Origin of the sequence: Streptomyces sp. CA-288835 (assembly GCF_050936385.1) — a bacterium.
Lineage (GTDB): Bacteria > Actinomycetota > Actinomycetes > Streptomycetales > Streptomycetaceae > Streptomyces.
This window is the reverse complement of sequence record NZ_JBNJMW010000001.1, coordinates 6,706,947-6,722,026: the sequence shown is the minus strand read 5'-3', so window position 1 is coordinate 6,722,026 and position 15,080 is coordinate 6,706,947. Positions and strand designations below refer to the sequence as shown.

Genomic DNA, 15,080 nt, shown 5'->3' with positions numbered 1-15,080 from the left:
TTCTCCCGAATCAGCAGTTGGTGACGCTTCGCCGTAGATGCCAAGTAGGCGGGGGCTCTCAGCCGTTGAGGCCGCGCAGCATGCCGTAGACGCCCATCGACCAGAGCATCAGCGGCAGCATGCTGATCGCGGCGAGCGAGTGCAGCAGCTCGGCCGCGCGGCCCCAGTACGGGACAAGTCGCCGCCCTGGCACGGTCCATGAGGCGATCGTGATGGCGGCCGCCAGGCCCATCAGACCGGCCGTCAGCGTCAGCCGGTCCCCCGGGGCGAGGGAGCGCGCGGACACGAACAGGAGCAGGGCCACGCCCCAGGCTCCGGCGATGGTCAGCGAAAGCCGCTGCCAGACGTTGCCCAACCCCCTGCTGTGCAGCAGGAGGAGGAGCGACAGGGCCACGACGGTGAGGATTCCGGCGAGGTCGGGCTCGGCCGTGAGCGCCGCGAGGCACGGCAGGCAGACCAGGCCGATGGCTCCGTAGAAGGCGGTCATCCAGCCGTCCGCCAGCATGGAGCGGGCTTCGACGTCCGAGGAGGGGTACGGGTCGATGCCCTGCTGCAGCTGCTGGACGTTGGTGGGCAGCGGCGGCATTCGCATGCCGGCGAGCCGGAAGGACAGCGAGGGGACGAAGCCGCCGAACAGGACCACGACGACGGCGACCACGCTGGCCGCCTGTTCCGGCGACAGTTCCAGGGTGATCAGGGTGGCGCCGAGCGCTCCCGCCGTGGCGACGCAGGCCGCGCCGATGAACAGGGCCGGGTACACGCCGACCGCCGCGAGGGCGAGTACGGCCCCGCCGCCGCCGGCCGCGGAGGCCGCCAACAGCCGTGCGCCCAGCACGGCTTCACCTTCCGCGCCGCCCAGGTCACCGCCGGGCAGCAGCCAGCCCGCCAGGGCGAAGTACGGGCCCACCATCAGGCCGAGCGCCGAGCCGGCGCCGGAGTCGCCGACGGCCCGGGTCGCGGAGCCCGCCCCGGCGAGCAGCAGGAGCCCGGCGGCGGAGGCGGCCACCGCGCGCAGCCAGCCGGCCGTTCCCGGCATGGCCAGCAGCACGATGCCCAGGGTGAGGGTGGCCACCGCGAGGCCGCGCAGCAGACGCCGGCCGGCCTCCGGGCTCCAGCCGTGCGGCCGCTGCTGCATGGTGGTGGAGATGCCGTCGACCAGGTCGTCGAGGTGAACCTCCGGTAGCGCTTCGGTGCGCGGGCGCAGATAAAGGTCCTCGCCGTCCCGCAGACCGAGGGAGTCCAAGGTACTCTCTGGGTCGAGCGGCGGGCCGCCGAGGCGTTGCAGCACCCAACCGCCGTGCTCCAGACCGGATTCCTCCAGGTCGTCGCCTCCGTAACTGATCACAGTGGGCAGCAGATCGGCTACGGGAACGTCGGAGGGTACGGCCAGGTCGACGGTCCTGGCCGGGGCACGTACGGTCACGCGGCACAGGCTTGCCGTCTGAATTTCAGTCATGGGCTTCGGGTTCACGCTTTCTGGCGGACCACGGGATTCGCGGTGGCTGGAAGGTGGCAGCGGCACGCCGGTCGGTCGCCGAATGTGACGGCACGTCGGATGCGGCACGCGCCGACGAGTTTGACGGTAGACCGGCCGTTTTCGCAACACCACTCAAGAAATTCAGCGTTTCACGGAACCCATACGGAAATTTCCCCGCGACCACCGCGCGGGGCTCTGACTCATTGCGACCAGAAGCGTTCTCGCCTTCGCCCCCGACTTCGAGGCGAACCGGCGTGCAGGCGGACACCGGATAATCACCGCGCCGTTACCGCGGAATTGTTCCGAAATCATTGAGGAGGCCATTCGTTGAGCGTGATCCTGTTCCGCAGGCCGGCACGCCGTAAAGGCCCGGAATTACCGTCGGGAGACCTGAGTCTTCAGGAGCCGCCGACACTTCCGGAAGTCGTGCCGGACAGTTCCGCGGTGTGGACATACTTGCCGATGGCGCTGATGTCGGTCTCCATGATGCTGATGTTCATGCGGCCGGGCATGAGCCGGTCCAGCGGCGGGTTCATCTATATCGCGCTCGGTGTGATGGTGATCGCGTCCGCGGGGATGATGCTCGGTCAGGTCATGCGCCGCAACTCCGAGCGCAAGCAGCGGATGAAGGGCGAGCGCCGCGACTATCTGCGCTATCTGCGGCAGACGCGGCGCAAGGTGCGGGCGTCCATCGTCGACCAGCAACGCGCCCTCGCCTGGCGGCATCCCGATCCCGACGCGCTGTCCTCGCTGGTGCGCAGCACCCGGTTGTGGGAGCGCCGGGCGTCCGACGAGGACTTCGCGGAGGTCCGGATGGGGGTCGGCGACCAGCGTCTGGCGATGAAGCTGACGCCGTTGTCGACCAAGCCGGTCGAGGACCTGGAGCCGCTGTCCGCGCACGCGTTGCGCAGCTTCACCCGGGCCTATTCGACCGTACGGGACCAGCCCATCGCGATCTATCTGCGGGCCTGGTCGAAGGTGCTCTTCCGCGGGGACGAGGAGCGGATACGGGGTCTGGTGCGGGGCCTGCTCGGTCAGTTGGCGGTCTTCCACTCCCCCGACGACCTGTGGATCGCGCTGTGCGTGTCGGACGAGCGGCGATCCGAGTGGGAGTGGGCGAAGTGGCTTCCGCACAGCCTGCACCGGCACGAGGAGGACGGCGCCGGACCGACCCGCATGATCGCCTCGGCCTTCAGCGAGCTGGAGAACCTGCTCGGTGTCGAGTTCCAGGAGCGGCCGGGCGCCGACCCGGACGCGGTGCCGGGGCGTGAGGAGCCGTACACCGTCATCGTGATCGACGGCTGCACGGTGCCCTCGGGCCACCGCTTCGACGGGCACGGTTTCCGCAACGCGGTGGTGCTCGACCTCACCGGAGCCCTCGCCTGGAAGCCGGGGCGCACCACTCTGCGTCTCGAGGTGGACGAGGACAGCGTCGCGCTGGTGCGCACGGACCGCGACCGCAAGGAGCAGTCGACGGCGCTCGGCAGGCCCGACCGGCTGGGCCCGGCGGGCGCGCTGGCGCTCGCCCGGCTGCTCGCGCCGTACCGGATGAGCGTGGGCGGCGACGACTCCAAGCCGTTCTCCACCGACGTCGAGCTGACCTCGCTGCTGAACATCCCCGATCTGCACCGGCACGAGCCGGCCACGCTCTGGGAGCGGTACACCGGCAGTGCCCGGCTCCGGGTGCCGATCGCGGTCAGCGGCGAGGGCAGGCCCGTGGAGCTGGACATCAAGGAGTCCGCGCAGGGTGGTACGGGACCGCACGGCATGCTCATCGGCGCCACCGGTTCCGGCAAGAGCGAGCTGCTGCGCACCCTCGTCCTCTCGCTGGCCCTCACCAACTCCTCCGAGACGCTGAACTTCGTCCTCGTCGACTTCAAGGGCGGCGCCACCTTCCTCGGCCTCGACGAACTGCCGCACACCTCCGCGGTCATCACCAACCTCGCGGACGAGGTGGCGCTGGTGGCCCGTATGCAGGACGCCCTGCACGGCGAACTGATACGCCGTCAGGAGCTGCTGCGTGCCGCCGGGAACTACACCTCGGCCCTGGAGTACGAGAAGGCGCGGCAGTCCGGGGTGCCGTTGCAGCCGCTGCCCAGCCTGTTCGTCGTGGTGGACGAGTTCAGTGAACTGCTGTCCGCGCACCGCGACTTCATGGAGCTGTTCGTCATGATCGGCCGGCTCGGGCGCAGTCTCGGTGTCCATCTGCTGCTGGCGTCGCAGCGGCTCGACGAGGGCCGTATGCACCAGCTGGAGAGCCATCTGTCGTACCGGATCGGTCTGCGGACCTTCTCCGCGATGGAGAGCCGGGGGGTGCTGGGTGTGCCGGACGCCTACCAGCTGCCCGCGCAGCCGGGCGCCGGTTTCCTCAAGAGCGGGGTCGACGCGCTGACCCGGTTCCGGGCCGCGTATGTGTCGGGCCCCTACCGGCGGCGCCGTGCCGTCGTGCAGGCCCAGGTGGCGCGCCAGGTGGTGCCGTGGACGGCGGACTGGGTGGTGCCGCGCGCGCCCGCGGACCCGGACCTGACCGGCGAGCCCGACGAGGAGGAGCCGGAGGCGGAGGGCGGCGACGAGGAGAGCGGCGAGACCCTGCTGTCGGTGGCGCTCGACCGGCTGCGCGGCTCCGGACCGCCGGCCCACCAGGTGTGGCTGCCGCCGCTGGGCATGCCGGCCACCCTGGACCAGATCCTGCCTCCGCTGGCCCCCGATCCGCGGTACGGCCTCACCACGGCCGACTGGCCGCTGCGCGGGCGGCTCACCGTGCCGGTGGGCATCGTGGACCGGCCGTTCGACCAGCTGCGTGATCTGCTGACCGTGGACCTGTCGGCGGCCGGGGGCCATGTGGCCATCGCCGGCGGCCCGCAGAGCGGCAAGAGCACCCTGCTGAGGACCCTCATCACCGCGCTCGCCCTCACCCACACACCGCGCGAAGTGCAGTTCTACTGCCTGGACTTCGGTGGCGGCACCCTCGCCGCGCTCGATGAACTGCCCCATATGAGCGGGGTGGCGGCACGCGTGGACACCGAGCGGGTGGGCCGTACGATCGCCGAGGTCAGCACGCTGCTCAGCAAGCGGGAGCGGTTCTTCCTGGAGCACGGCATCGACTCCATGCCCACGTACCGCAAGCGGCGCGCGGCGGGCGAGTTCCCCGACGAGCCGCATGGTGACGTCTTCCTGGTCATCGACGGCTGGTCCACCGTGCGCCAGGACTTCGACCGGCACATTCCCACGTTCAACGCGCTCGCCGCCCGCGGGCTGAACTACGGCGTCCATCTGCTGGTCACCACCGCCCGCTGGGTGGAGTTGTCGTCCTCCGTGCGCGACCAGACCGGCACCCGGCTGGAGCTGCGGATGGGGGACCCGATGGACTCCCAGATCGACTCCCGCAAGGCGGCCACGATTCCGCGCAGCCCGGGGCGGGGCCTAACCGGCGAGAAGCTGCACTATCTGTCGGCGCTGCCGCGCGTCGACGGGGTCGAGGACGCCGACGACCTCGCCGACGGTGTCGCCGGGCTCGTCTCCGCGATCAGCGAGAACTGGACGGGACCGACCGCGCCCCGGGTACGGATGCTGCCGACCAGTCTGTCCGTCGACGAGCTGCCCGAGCCGGAGGGCGAGAACGGCCTGCGGATCCCCCTCGGCCTGGACGAGAACGAACTCGCCCCGATCTGGCACGACTTCACCGAGAACCCGCACATGATCGTGGTGGGCGACACCGAGTGCGGCAAGACGAATCTGCTGCGCCTGGTCGCCAAGGGCATCACCGAGCGGTACACACCCGGCGAGGCCCGCATCATGACGGTGGACTACCGGCGGGAGCTGGTGGAGAGCATCCCCGAGGCGTACCGGCTCGGGCACGCCGTGTCCCTGGACATGCTCAAGGAACTCGTGGACGGGGCGGCCAGGGCGGTCAAGCAGCGGGTGCCGGGTGAGGACATCGCCCCCTCGCGGATGAGGCTGTGCGACTGGTGGCAGGGGCCGCGGCTGTTCATCCTGGTCGACGACTACGACATGGTCGGCAGCGGTCCGATGACACAGCCGTTCGCTCCGCTGCTCGACCATCTCGCGCTCGGCCACGAGGTCGGCCTGCACATGGTGGTGGCCCGCTCCTCCGCCGGAGCCGGCCGCGGCCTCAACGAGCCCCTCCTGCGCAGGCTCCAGGAGGTCAATACCCCCGGCCTCCTGATGTCGTGCCCCCCGAGCGAGGGCTACCTCTTCGGCAGCGTGAAGGGCCGCGAACTGATCCCCGGCCGGGCGATACGCATCGCCCGCCGCAAGACGCTCCAGATACAGACCGCACTGGCGGAGGACAACCGCTGATGCCACGCACTTGGCACGTCCTACTGCCCGGAGGAGTTGCCCTCCGGATGCCGGCCCGGTGGCAGCCAGCCCCTGGCCCGGCCGCGCGGAATCACCGCGGCCATGCCTCCGACCAGGAGGACGAGCGTCAGGCCCGCGGCGGCGATTGCCAGGGATCGGTTGCGGGGGCCGGGGTCGGCGGGCGGTGGCAGGTGCGCGGGGGCGGGCTTCGCGGCGGCTGCCTGCCCCTGGTCCGTGACGTCCGCGACGACGGACAGGGCCGCGTAGGGGTCGAGTCGGGGCGTGTCCGACGGATAGGCGGTGTCGAGCAGCTGTCGGGAGACCTCCGCCGCGGTCAGTTCGGGGCGGTACGCGCGTACGAGTGCGGCGGCCCCCGCGGTACCCGCCGCGGCCAGCGAGGCGCCGGAGCCGATGTAGTGCCCGGAACCGCCCGGTCCGACGCTGACCATGGAGCTGCCGGGCGCCGACAGGTCCGGCTCGTGGGCGGGTGGCGCGTTTTCCTGCCGTACGCCGCTGGGCCCGAAGTCCACGACGGCGAGCACGTCCGGCGCGGCGGCCGGCCAGTACGGTCCTTCGGGCATCTCACCGTCGGGCCCGAGTTCCTCGCGGGGCACGGCGTCCGGCGCGGCGGGGGCGACCACGAGTGCGTCGCGCCGCGTGGCGTGGGCGACGGCAGCGGTGAGTTCCGGCTTTCCGGTACGCAGGGCGTGGCCGACGTAGATGACCTGCGCGCCGCGGTCCGCCGCCGTACGTATGCCAAGAGCGACGCGCTCCGCCGAGGGCACTCCGCGGTCGTCGGTCCCCGGCAGGGCGAGGATCTCGGCTTCCGGGGCGACCCCGGTGATCCCGCTGCCCTTCTCCGGCGCGGCGGCGATGAGACCGGCGGCGAACGTGCCGTGTCCCACGCAGTCCTCGCCCGCCCCGTCGAGGGACGTCACCCGCCCGGACAGGCTGCGGACGCCCGAGGCGACACCGGTGTCGACCACCGCGACGGTCACCCCGCCGCCCCGGGAGATCCGCTGGGTCCGCGGCAGCCCGAGAGCCGTCTGCGACCACGCCGCTCCGGTGGCGGTCTCCTCGGAGGCCGCGGTGCACGGGCTGTCCTCGCCGAGGCGGACGGGCAGCGGGGGCAGCAGCGTGGTGCCCGGGTCGCCAGCCGCCGGGCCGTCGCTCTCGGACACCGACGGCTCGTGGGGTGCGGCGAAGGCAGGCACACAGGTGACCGGCAGGACGACGGCGACCGCCAGTACGAGGCCCGCATACCTGGATTTCATGGCATTCCGCGCATTCCGCATAGAGCGCATGATATGCACATGACATGCTCGGGCGCACGCACAGGGCAGGGCCAAAGACGCAGAAACACAAGGAGGTTCGAGGCGCGTGGCACGGCACATACTCACGGTCAGCCCGGAACGGTCGGACAGCTTCCAGACGATCGGTGAGGCACTGGCCCAGGCACGCACCGGGGCGGTGATCCGGGTCCGCCCCGGCCGCTACGCCGAGAACCTCGTCATCAGGAACCGGGTGACGATCGTCGCCGAGGGCGAGCCGGGAGCCGTGGAGATCTGCCCGCGCTCCGGCACCGCCGTGAGCCTGATGGCCGACGCCGTGATGCTCAGCGGCCTCACCCTCCGCGGACGCGACAAGGAACTGGCGGTCGTGGACGTACCGGCCGGCCAGGCCGCCCTCGACGGCTGCACCGTGACCGGTGCGGCATGGACGGCACTGCTGGTGCGCGGCAAGGGCTCCCTCGCCGCCCGCGGCTGCCGGATCAGCAACCCCGGCGGGGCCGGAATCGTCGACTCCTCCGAGACGCAAAGCGTCATCGAGGACTGCCTGTTCGAGAACTTCGGCACCTCCGCGGTGGTCATCGGCGAGACGGCCAGACCCCTCGTCCGCGACTGCAGGATCCGCGCGGCACGGGCGAACGGCGTCCTGGCCAGCGGCGAAGCCGGAGGCACCGTGGAGAACTGCGACATCTCCGGCACCGACAAGCCCGCCATCGCCCTGGAAGGCCACAGCTCGACCCGCGTGCTGGGGTGCACCGTTCACCACACTTCGGTGGGCCTGCTCGTGACCAGCGTGTCCCGCCCGGAAATCGAGGAGACCTCGTTCGAGTCCATCGCCCAGAGCGCCGTCGTCATCTCCGGCGGAGCCGACCCGCTGCTGCGCCGCTGTGTCACCCGGCGCACCAAGAACAGCGGGCTGCTCGTCCTGGACCGCTCGCGCGGAACCCTGGAGGGCTGTGAGTTCCACACCTCGGCCGAGCCCGCCATCCGGGTCGTCGAGGGCAGCTCCCCGATGCTGCGGGACACGGTGGTGAGCGACTGCGCCGACGCCTCCGGGGCGGTGTTCCTCGCGGACGACTCCACGGCCGAGTTCGACCGCCTGGACGTCCTGGACGCGGTCGGGATCGGCATCTCCGTACGCTCCTCCGCCAACCCCCTGCTGCGCCGTGCCAGGGTCACCGGGGCGGGCGGTCACGGCATCGAGATCACCGACGACGCCCGCGGCAGGCTCGAGCACTGCGAGATCGAGTCCGCGGGCGGCTGCGCGCTGAGCGTCGACGACGACGCCGAACCCGAGGTCAGCGACACCGTGATGCGCTCCGCCGCCCGCTCGGGCGTCGTCTTCGGCGAACGCGGCCGGGGAACCCTCCGGGACTGCGAGATCAGCGACAGCGCCGACGCCGGTGTCAGCGTGCGCGACGGGGCGGAGATCGCGCTCGACCGGGTCCGGGTGAGCGGTTCGAAGGCCCACGGGATCCAGGTGTGGCGCGGCGGCCGGGCCTCGCTGACCGCCTGCGAGATCACCGGCAGTACGGGCGACGGCGTACGGGTCGACAGCGCCGAACCGGTCGACGTCACCCGCTGCGTGGTGCGCGACAACCGCGGCGCGGGACTGCGCCAGAGCCGCGCGAGCGACCGGCTCTCGGTCGAGCACCTGACCAGCGCGGACAACGGTCTGGCGGACAGCTGGGGCGAGAACGCCGAGGTGACCGGTGAGGACGGCGCCCCCGGCCAGTCCGGGAAGGGGCCGGAGCCCGAGAGCCCGCTGGCCGAACTTGAGGCGCTCATCGGCCTGGACAACGTGAAGCACCAGGTGAACACGCTGGTCAACCTGAACCAGCTCGCGGAGCGCCGCCGCCGGCTCGGCATGCCGGTTCCCTCGATGAGCCGGCATTTGATCTTCGCCGGTCCGCCTGGCACCGGAAAGACCACCGTCGCCCGCCTGTACGGGAGCATCCTGGCCGACCTGGGCGTGCTGCGCAGCGGGCACCTGGTCGAGGTGGCCCGCGCCGATCTGGTCGCCCAGATCATCGGCGGTACGGCCATCAAGACCACCGAGGCCTTCACCAGCGCACTGGGCGGCGTGCTGTTCATCGACGAGGCGTACACCCTCACCCCCGAGGGCGGCTCCTCCAACGACTTCGGGCGCGAAGCCGTCGACACCCTGCTCAAACTGATGGAGGACCACCGCGACGACGTGGTCGTGGTGGCGGCCGGATACTCCGAGCAGATGGAGTCGTTCCTGTCCGCCAACCCGGGTCTCGCCTCCCGGTTCACCCGCACCATCGAGTTCGGCAACTACGCCGTCGAGGAGCTGGTGACCATCACGGAGAGCATGTGCCTCAAGCACCAGTTCGAGCTCGGGCCGCTGACCCGGGAAGCCCTGGCCGTCCGCTTCGAGCAGATGACGCGCGACGCGTCCTTCGGCAACGGCCGGGCGGCCCGCGCGGTGTTCGAGGACATGGTGGACCGTCAGGCGTTCCGGCTCGCGTCGATGCCGGACCCGGGCGAGAACGACCTGACCCTGCTGCTGCCGCAGGACGTCGGGGACGCGGAGGCCGCGGCCGTCGACGGGACGCCGGCGAGTGCGGACGACGCGGCCGATCCGATGGCCGAACTCAGGGCCATGGTGGGGCTCGGGGCCGTGAAGCGGGAGGTCACCGATCTGGTCAATCTGCTGTCCAACGCCCGGCAGCGGATCGCGGCCGGGCTCCCCGCCCCCAGGATCAGCAACCATCTGGTCTTCACCGGGCCGCCCGGCACCGGAAAGACCACGGTCGCCCGGCTGTACGCGAAACTCCTGCACTCCCTCGGCGTGCTCCCCCGCTCCTCCCTGGTGGAGGTGGCCCGGGCGGACCTGGTGGGCCAGTACGTCGGCCACACCGCCCAGCGCACGAAGGACGTCTTCACCAGCGCTCTGGGCGGTGTGCTGTTCATTGACGAGGCCTACACCCTTACCCCGGAGGGCTCGTCCAACGACTTCGGCCGCGAAGCCGTCGACACCCTGCTGAAACTGATGGAGGACCACCGCGACGAGGTCGTGGTCATCGTCGCCGGATACACCGAGGAGATGGAGCGCTTCCTCGCGTCCAATCCGGGGCTGTCCTCCCGGTTCTCCAAGTACGTGCAGTTCGAGGACTACAGCACGGACGAATTGGTCACCATCGTCTCCCGGCACGCCGCCGCCTCCGGCTACGAGTGCGGCACCGACACGCTCGCGGCCCTGCGCGCGCACGTGGACGCCATCCCCCGGGACCGCTCCTTCGGCAACGCCCGGCTCGCCCGCCAGTTGCTGGAGACCATGATGACCAGTCAGGCGCGTCGGCTGGGCGGGCTCGAGTCACCCACCCTCGCCGACCTCACCACGCTGCTGCCCGAGGATCTGCCGCCCGGCGACCGTCGGGCGGACAGCGTCACACGGTGAATCGCACCGCCTCGAGTGCGCGCTCCTTGGTCACATCCCCGCCGAAGATGTACTTGTTCTCGGTCTGGGGGTTGTCACAGCCGAGGCCCTGCCATCCTGCGCCGCTGACGTGGGCGGTCTGGCAGATGTTGCCGCCGCCCTCGTCGACGTTGATGGCGAAGCCGCCCATGTTCGGTGCCGACTGCTTCGGGGTTCCGATGACGAGGTCGGCGCCGTTGCCCACGTTCGTCCACGGCGTCGTCCAGCCGGCTCCCTGGTAGAACGCGTTGGCGGCCACGCCGTTGGTGTCGGAGACGGCGATGTCGAGGGCCTTGATGGCGCGGTTCTGGCCCTCCAAGCCGGCCGTGGCGCCGTCGCACACCGGGGCCTGCCAGCCGATGTCCGTCATATAGGCCCGGTAGCAGATGTGCCGGCCCGGGCTCCCCGTGGCCAGCCGCTGGACGGCGAGCGCCGCGGTGTTCGGCGCGGGCTTGGGCGCCTCCTGCTTCACCGCCTTGGTCTCGGCCTTCTTCTGCGGCGGCTCGGGGACGGCGGGAGGCGAACTCGGTGGCGCGGCCTTGGGCTTCGCCTTGGGAGACGGCTTCGAGGCCGAGGGCTCCGGTGTGGGTTCCGCCGGTGCGTAGTCGCCGCGCGGAGCGTCCAGGGACTTGTCGTCGAGGACGGTGTCGGAGTTGGCGGCCGTGGACACGTTGTCCTTCTTCGGCTCGGAGTCGTCCGAGGCCCAGATCAGCAGCGGCACCGCGAGGAGGACCGCGCCCGCGATGCCGGCGGCGGCGAGCAGCGGCTTCTTCGGGTTCCCGGAGGGCGGTTCGTCCGCCCCGCGTGCGGTTCCGTCACCGGAGGCACCGCCGGCCGCGGCCTCGGCTTCGGCTTCCGGGGCGCCCTCGCCGGCCGCCGACGCCGCCTGTGCGCGCCTGCTCACGGGCTCGGACACTCGCGGCTCCGACCGCGGCCGAGAGGTCGCCGCCGTGCCCGCCGCCGCCTCCTCGGTCGTACGACTCGTGATGCCGGCCGGCGCGGCAGCGGACGCCGCCTCGCTCTCCGAGGTGTCCGGACGCGGGCGTGCCGTTTCCTCACCCTGGCCCTGGCTCTCGCCCTGGCCGGCACCGGCGGACGGCGGCGTGGCCGGCGCCAGCATCGGACCCGGGTCCGATCCCAGCGACCCGAGCGTGACCGCCCTGCGGACGGACGACCCACCCGTGGCGGCGGACGGATCGGTGCTTCCGGCAGCCGAGGAACCCCCCGATGATCCGTCGGGGGAGGACCGCCTCTGACGCCTTGTCATCATGCTCCTTTGGCTTGGTACGTGGTCGTTGGTAGGTGGCTTTTGGTACGTGGTCAGTGGTGCGGTTCGCGGGTTGCCCCGGTGGGGCTCCGGGTGGATCGCCAGCTGGGCCTCCGGGCGCACCCTCGGCTACCCGCCATGGCCCACGGACCCGGTGCAGCGCTCCGGCCAGCTCCGGCCCTCACCGGCGGGGAACCCTTTGGAGAGCGCTTCTTCGAGGTGTGCGAGTGCCTTGAGGTCGAGGGAGCTCAGTTCCTCCGCCCCGTCCATGTAGGCAGTCGAGTTTCCGGGGAGCTCACGCAGCAGCACCACGGGCGAACCGCCGGGCCCGGTCCGTACCCCCAGCGCCCGGAAGCCGGTCCCCGGCACGAAGACGACCTCCTCGTACGCCTCCGGGGAACCGGCGGGCCGGTCGAGCAGTTGCCGCACCTTGCGCCCCGTGACGGACCAGATCGCATAGCGCACGGCGGCCCCGGTCGGCAGCCCCGAGGCCCCGGCCAGGGCACTGACCGACGCGGGCTCCTGCACCAGGGCCCCGATCGCGGGCTCGGGCCCCGCGGCGTCGCCGCCGCGCAGCGCCACCCCCCGGTAGGAGGGCAGCCGCCGCAGCCCGGACGCCAGGCACCCGGCGTAGGGCAGCAGCCGCCCTTCGCCCGTACGCAGATCCCGGGTCAACTCGCGGTGGTGCAACACCCCTTCCTCGGTGGTGAGATAGGCATGCGCCGCGATCAGATCGACCCGCGCCGCCTCCAACTCACGCCCACGCAACGCAGGCATCCGCGTAAGCACCCGCGAAACAGCAGCGGCATGCCCCTCCCAGACCCCCGAGGCAAAGTCCCGAAACGCCACACGCTCGGCTGCACCGCTGACGTGCCCGGGGACGAAGGGAAGGGGAACGGCCGACGCTTCGGGCGCTGGCGCCACGGGGGCTCCGGCCTCGGGAGCCTCTGCCTCCGGAGCCCGCGCCTCCACGACCCGCGTCCGCGGAAGCCGTGCCTCAGGAGCCCGCGCCTCAGAGGCCCTCATCTCCGGGGCCGGTGCCTCCGAGGCCCGCGTCTTCGATACCCGTCCCTCCGGAGGCCGCGCCTCTCGGGCTCGTACTGCAGGAGACCCCACCTCAGGAGCCCGCGCCTCCTGGACCCGCGCCCCCGAAGGCCGTACGTCAGGAGCGTTCGTTGCCGGGGACAGTGCCTCCGGAGCCTGTGCCTCTGGGACCGGTACGTCAGGAGCACCCGCCTCAGCGGCCGGCGCCTTCGGAACCCGCGCCTCAGGACCCCTCACCTCCGGGCCCTGTGTTTCAGAGCCCCGGGCCTCAGGGGCCTCTGCCTCCGGAGCCCGGGCCTTCGAGGCCCGTCTCTCCGGAAGCCGGGCCAACTCCGGCCGCGGCGACCGCAGTTGGGCGTGCGTCTCCGGGCCGCTCGACTCCGGTTCGCCGCCGTCAGCACCGTACGGGCCCTCGCCAGTGCCCGTACGCCCTCCACTGCCGGGACTCGCCGATGCACCGCCACCGGTCAGCTCAGTTCCAGCACCAGCGGCCGTACCACCGGGGCCGTGCCCGGCCACCCCGGCAACAGCCCCGCCACCGGACCCGCCCTCCGGCCCCGTACCCGCACCGCCCGCAGGCGTACGCCCTCCCCGGCCAGGACCGGCCTCTTCGCCACCAGCTGCGAGGGCGATCCCCTCGCCCACCAGAGCACCACCGGAGGCGTGCACCGGCCCAGCGGCACCGGCCCCACCCAGCGGCAGCGCACCCGATGGCTCGGCTTCCCGGACACGTTCCGGTGACGCGGCGGCGCCGGGTGTCCTGGCCGCCGGTGTCCCGGACCCGGTGGGCGGCGGGACCGCACCCGCCCGCGGGCGCGGCCCCGAACCGGTTGGGCGGGCCGCGGCGCGGGCGGGCCCGGCGGTGACGTAGCGGATGCCCGGTACGCCGTGTTCGGCGGCCAGCCGGCGCAGTTCGCCTTCTCCCGTGATGAGCCGGCCGCGCACCAGCAGGGTGCTCTTCGCCCGGGTCTCGGCGCCGAGGCCGCGCAGCAGCCGGGACAGCGCGGGCAGCAGCGAGGTGTCCAACGGCTGCCCAGGTGCGCCCAGTTCGATGACGCACACGTCCGGGTCCACGGCCGCCCCCGCCAGCGGAGGGCGGGGACCGTCCTGTTCCCACAGGGCGAGTCCGGCCCGGGTCACCGTGGCCTGCCAGCGGTCCGTCAGCCGTACGGTCCCGGGTTCGCTACCGCCGGGGATCCAGTCGGGCGGATGGCTTCCCACCGGCCGGAGAGCGGGAGCCCTCCCCTCCGCGTCGGCGGGCCCACAGACCACCGACGACACGAACGGCCGCCAGCTCGGCTTCCCGTCCCGCCCCACCAGCGTCGGCCGGGGTGCCGCTCCGGGCGGTGCGTGGTCGGCGAGCAGCGGCAGACCGGTGAGTATCTCCACGTCGGCACCCAGCATGTCGGCGACCGACTGCCCGAGCCGCAGCAGATCCCGGCGGCCCCCCGGCACGAGCCGGACACGGGACCGCAGGGCCACGGGCAGCGCCGCGAGCACGGCGGCCACCTCGTCGGCCGCGACGTCCTCCGCCTGCGGCGCGCCGACCAGCACCATGGGGCGTTCGAAGTCGACGGGCACGGCGAAACACAGGTCGCCGGGGCCGGGTCCGGGCGCCTCGGCCGGACGTATCAGCACGCCCGCCGGTATCGGGTCCACCACACAGCCGCCCTTCGTACGCGAGGGGACCCGGCCCAGCGCTTCCTGCCATACGGGCGCCGGGGCACGCGCGCCCAGCTTCCGAGGTGCCTCACCAGGCGCGAAGCGCCACCACCCGCAGCCGGGCCCGGAGTCCCCGTGGACGAAGAGCGCACCCCCGGGAGTGATCAGTACGGCTCCGTCCGGAGCGATCACCTCCAACTCCCAGGCGTCGGCGATCCTGCGCGCCACACAGGGCCGGCCCGGCCGGTCGTCACCGGCACCGGACATGACGAGCCGGACCCGGCCGGTGCCCTGCGAGCGGAGGGAGTCCAGGAGAGCACCCAGCCGCGCCCAGTGGTCGGCGTCGGGCGGCCCACCCCCGGCGGCGGCGCCGACGATCACCGTGACGATGCCCTCCGCGCCCCTTTCGCCACCTTCGTCCGCTTCCGCGCTGACGGCGTGCGCCACTTCGGCCAGGGCGTCCAACGGAAAGGAGTCGTCCTCGACCGAACGCACCAGCAGTACGCCGTCGATGTCCTCCACGGGCGGACCACCGGCGACCCCCTGGCGTCCCGCGCCGCCCGCGTCGGCGGCCGCCCC

The 15,080-nt window shown here is 72.2% G+C and carries 7 protein-coding genes; 3 read left to right on the top strand and 4 right to left on the bottom strand.

The genetic code is table 11. From position 1 onward, the window contains the following. Nucleotides 1–58 precede the first annotated feature (58 nt). The gene (gene eccD, locus ACQEVY_RS30635) at nt 59–1,456 is read right to left on the bottom strand and encodes a type VII secretion integral membrane protein EccD (protein WP_432952605.1); all 1,398 of its coding nucleotides are present in this window, start codon (nt 1,454–1,456) and stop codon (nt 59–61) included. 354 nt (nt 1,457–1,810) lie between these two features. On the opposite strand from eccD, the gene eccCa reads away from it, so the two are divergent. After that, nucleotides 1,811–5,797 carry a type VII secretion protein EccCa gene (gene eccCa, locus ACQEVY_RS30630; RefSeq protein ID WP_432955479.1) on the top strand — a complete coding sequence of 1,329 codons (3,987 nt, stop codon included), beginning with the start codon at nt 1,811–1,813 and terminating at the stop codon, nt 5,795–5,797. 20 nt (nt 5,798–5,817) lie between these two features. Here eccCa and ACQEVY_RS30625 read toward each other — a convergent pair whose 3' ends face one another. Next, nucleotides 5,818–7,071, bottom strand: a complete 1,254-nt coding sequence (locus tag ACQEVY_RS30625; protein WP_432952604.1) for a S8 family serine peptidase — start codon at nt 7,069–7,071, stop codon at nt 5,818–5,820. Nucleotides 7,072–7,177: 106 nt separating this feature from the next. On the opposite strand from ACQEVY_RS30625, the gene ACQEVY_RS30620 reads away from it, so the two are divergent. After that, nucleotides 7,178–10,510 (top strand): right-handed parallel beta-helix repeat-containing protein, encoded by a 3,333-nt coding sequence (locus tag ACQEVY_RS30620; RefSeq protein WP_432952603.1) that lies wholly within the window; start codon nt 7,178–7,180, stop codon nt 10,508–10,510. Here ACQEVY_RS30620 and ACQEVY_RS30615 read toward each other — a convergent pair. Next, complete coding sequence (locus ACQEVY_RS30615) at nt 10,500–11,432, bottom strand: hypothetical protein (RefSeq protein WP_432952602.1); 933 nt, start codon at nt 11,430–11,432, stop codon at nt 10,500–10,502. The two genes, ACQEVY_RS30620 and ACQEVY_RS30615, sit on opposite strands and share 11 nt — an antisense overlap. A 46-nt stretch (nt 11,433–11,478) precedes the next feature. Here ACQEVY_RS30615 and ACQEVY_RS30610 point away from each other — a divergent pair, with 46 nt between their 5' ends. Continuing rightward, complete coding sequence (locus tag ACQEVY_RS30610) at nt 11,479–11,784, top strand: hypothetical protein (RefSeq protein WP_432952601.1); 306 nt, start codon at nt 11,479–11,481, stop codon at nt 11,782–11,784. 140 nt (nt 11,785–11,924) lie between these two features. On the opposite strand, the gene ACQEVY_RS30605 is transcribed toward ACQEVY_RS30610, so the two are convergent. Next, nucleotides 11,925–15,023: a hypothetical protein gene (locus tag ACQEVY_RS30605; protein ID WP_432952600.1), complete on the bottom strand. Its 3,099-nt coding sequence runs from the start codon at nt 15,021–15,023 to the stop codon at nt 11,925–11,927. Nucleotides 15,024–15,080 lie beyond the last annotated feature (57 nt).

What these genes read in the sequence shown, in the direction of transcription:
- eccD (WP_432952605.1), bottom strand. Translation starts at nt 1,456, where the DNA reads ATGACTGAAATTCAGACGGCAAGCCTGTGCCGCGTGACCGTACGTGCC.
- ACQEVY_RS30625 (WP_432952604.1), bottom strand. Translation starts at nt 7,071, where the DNA reads ATGAAATCCAGGTATGCGGGCCTCGTACTGGCGGTCGCCGTCGTCCTG.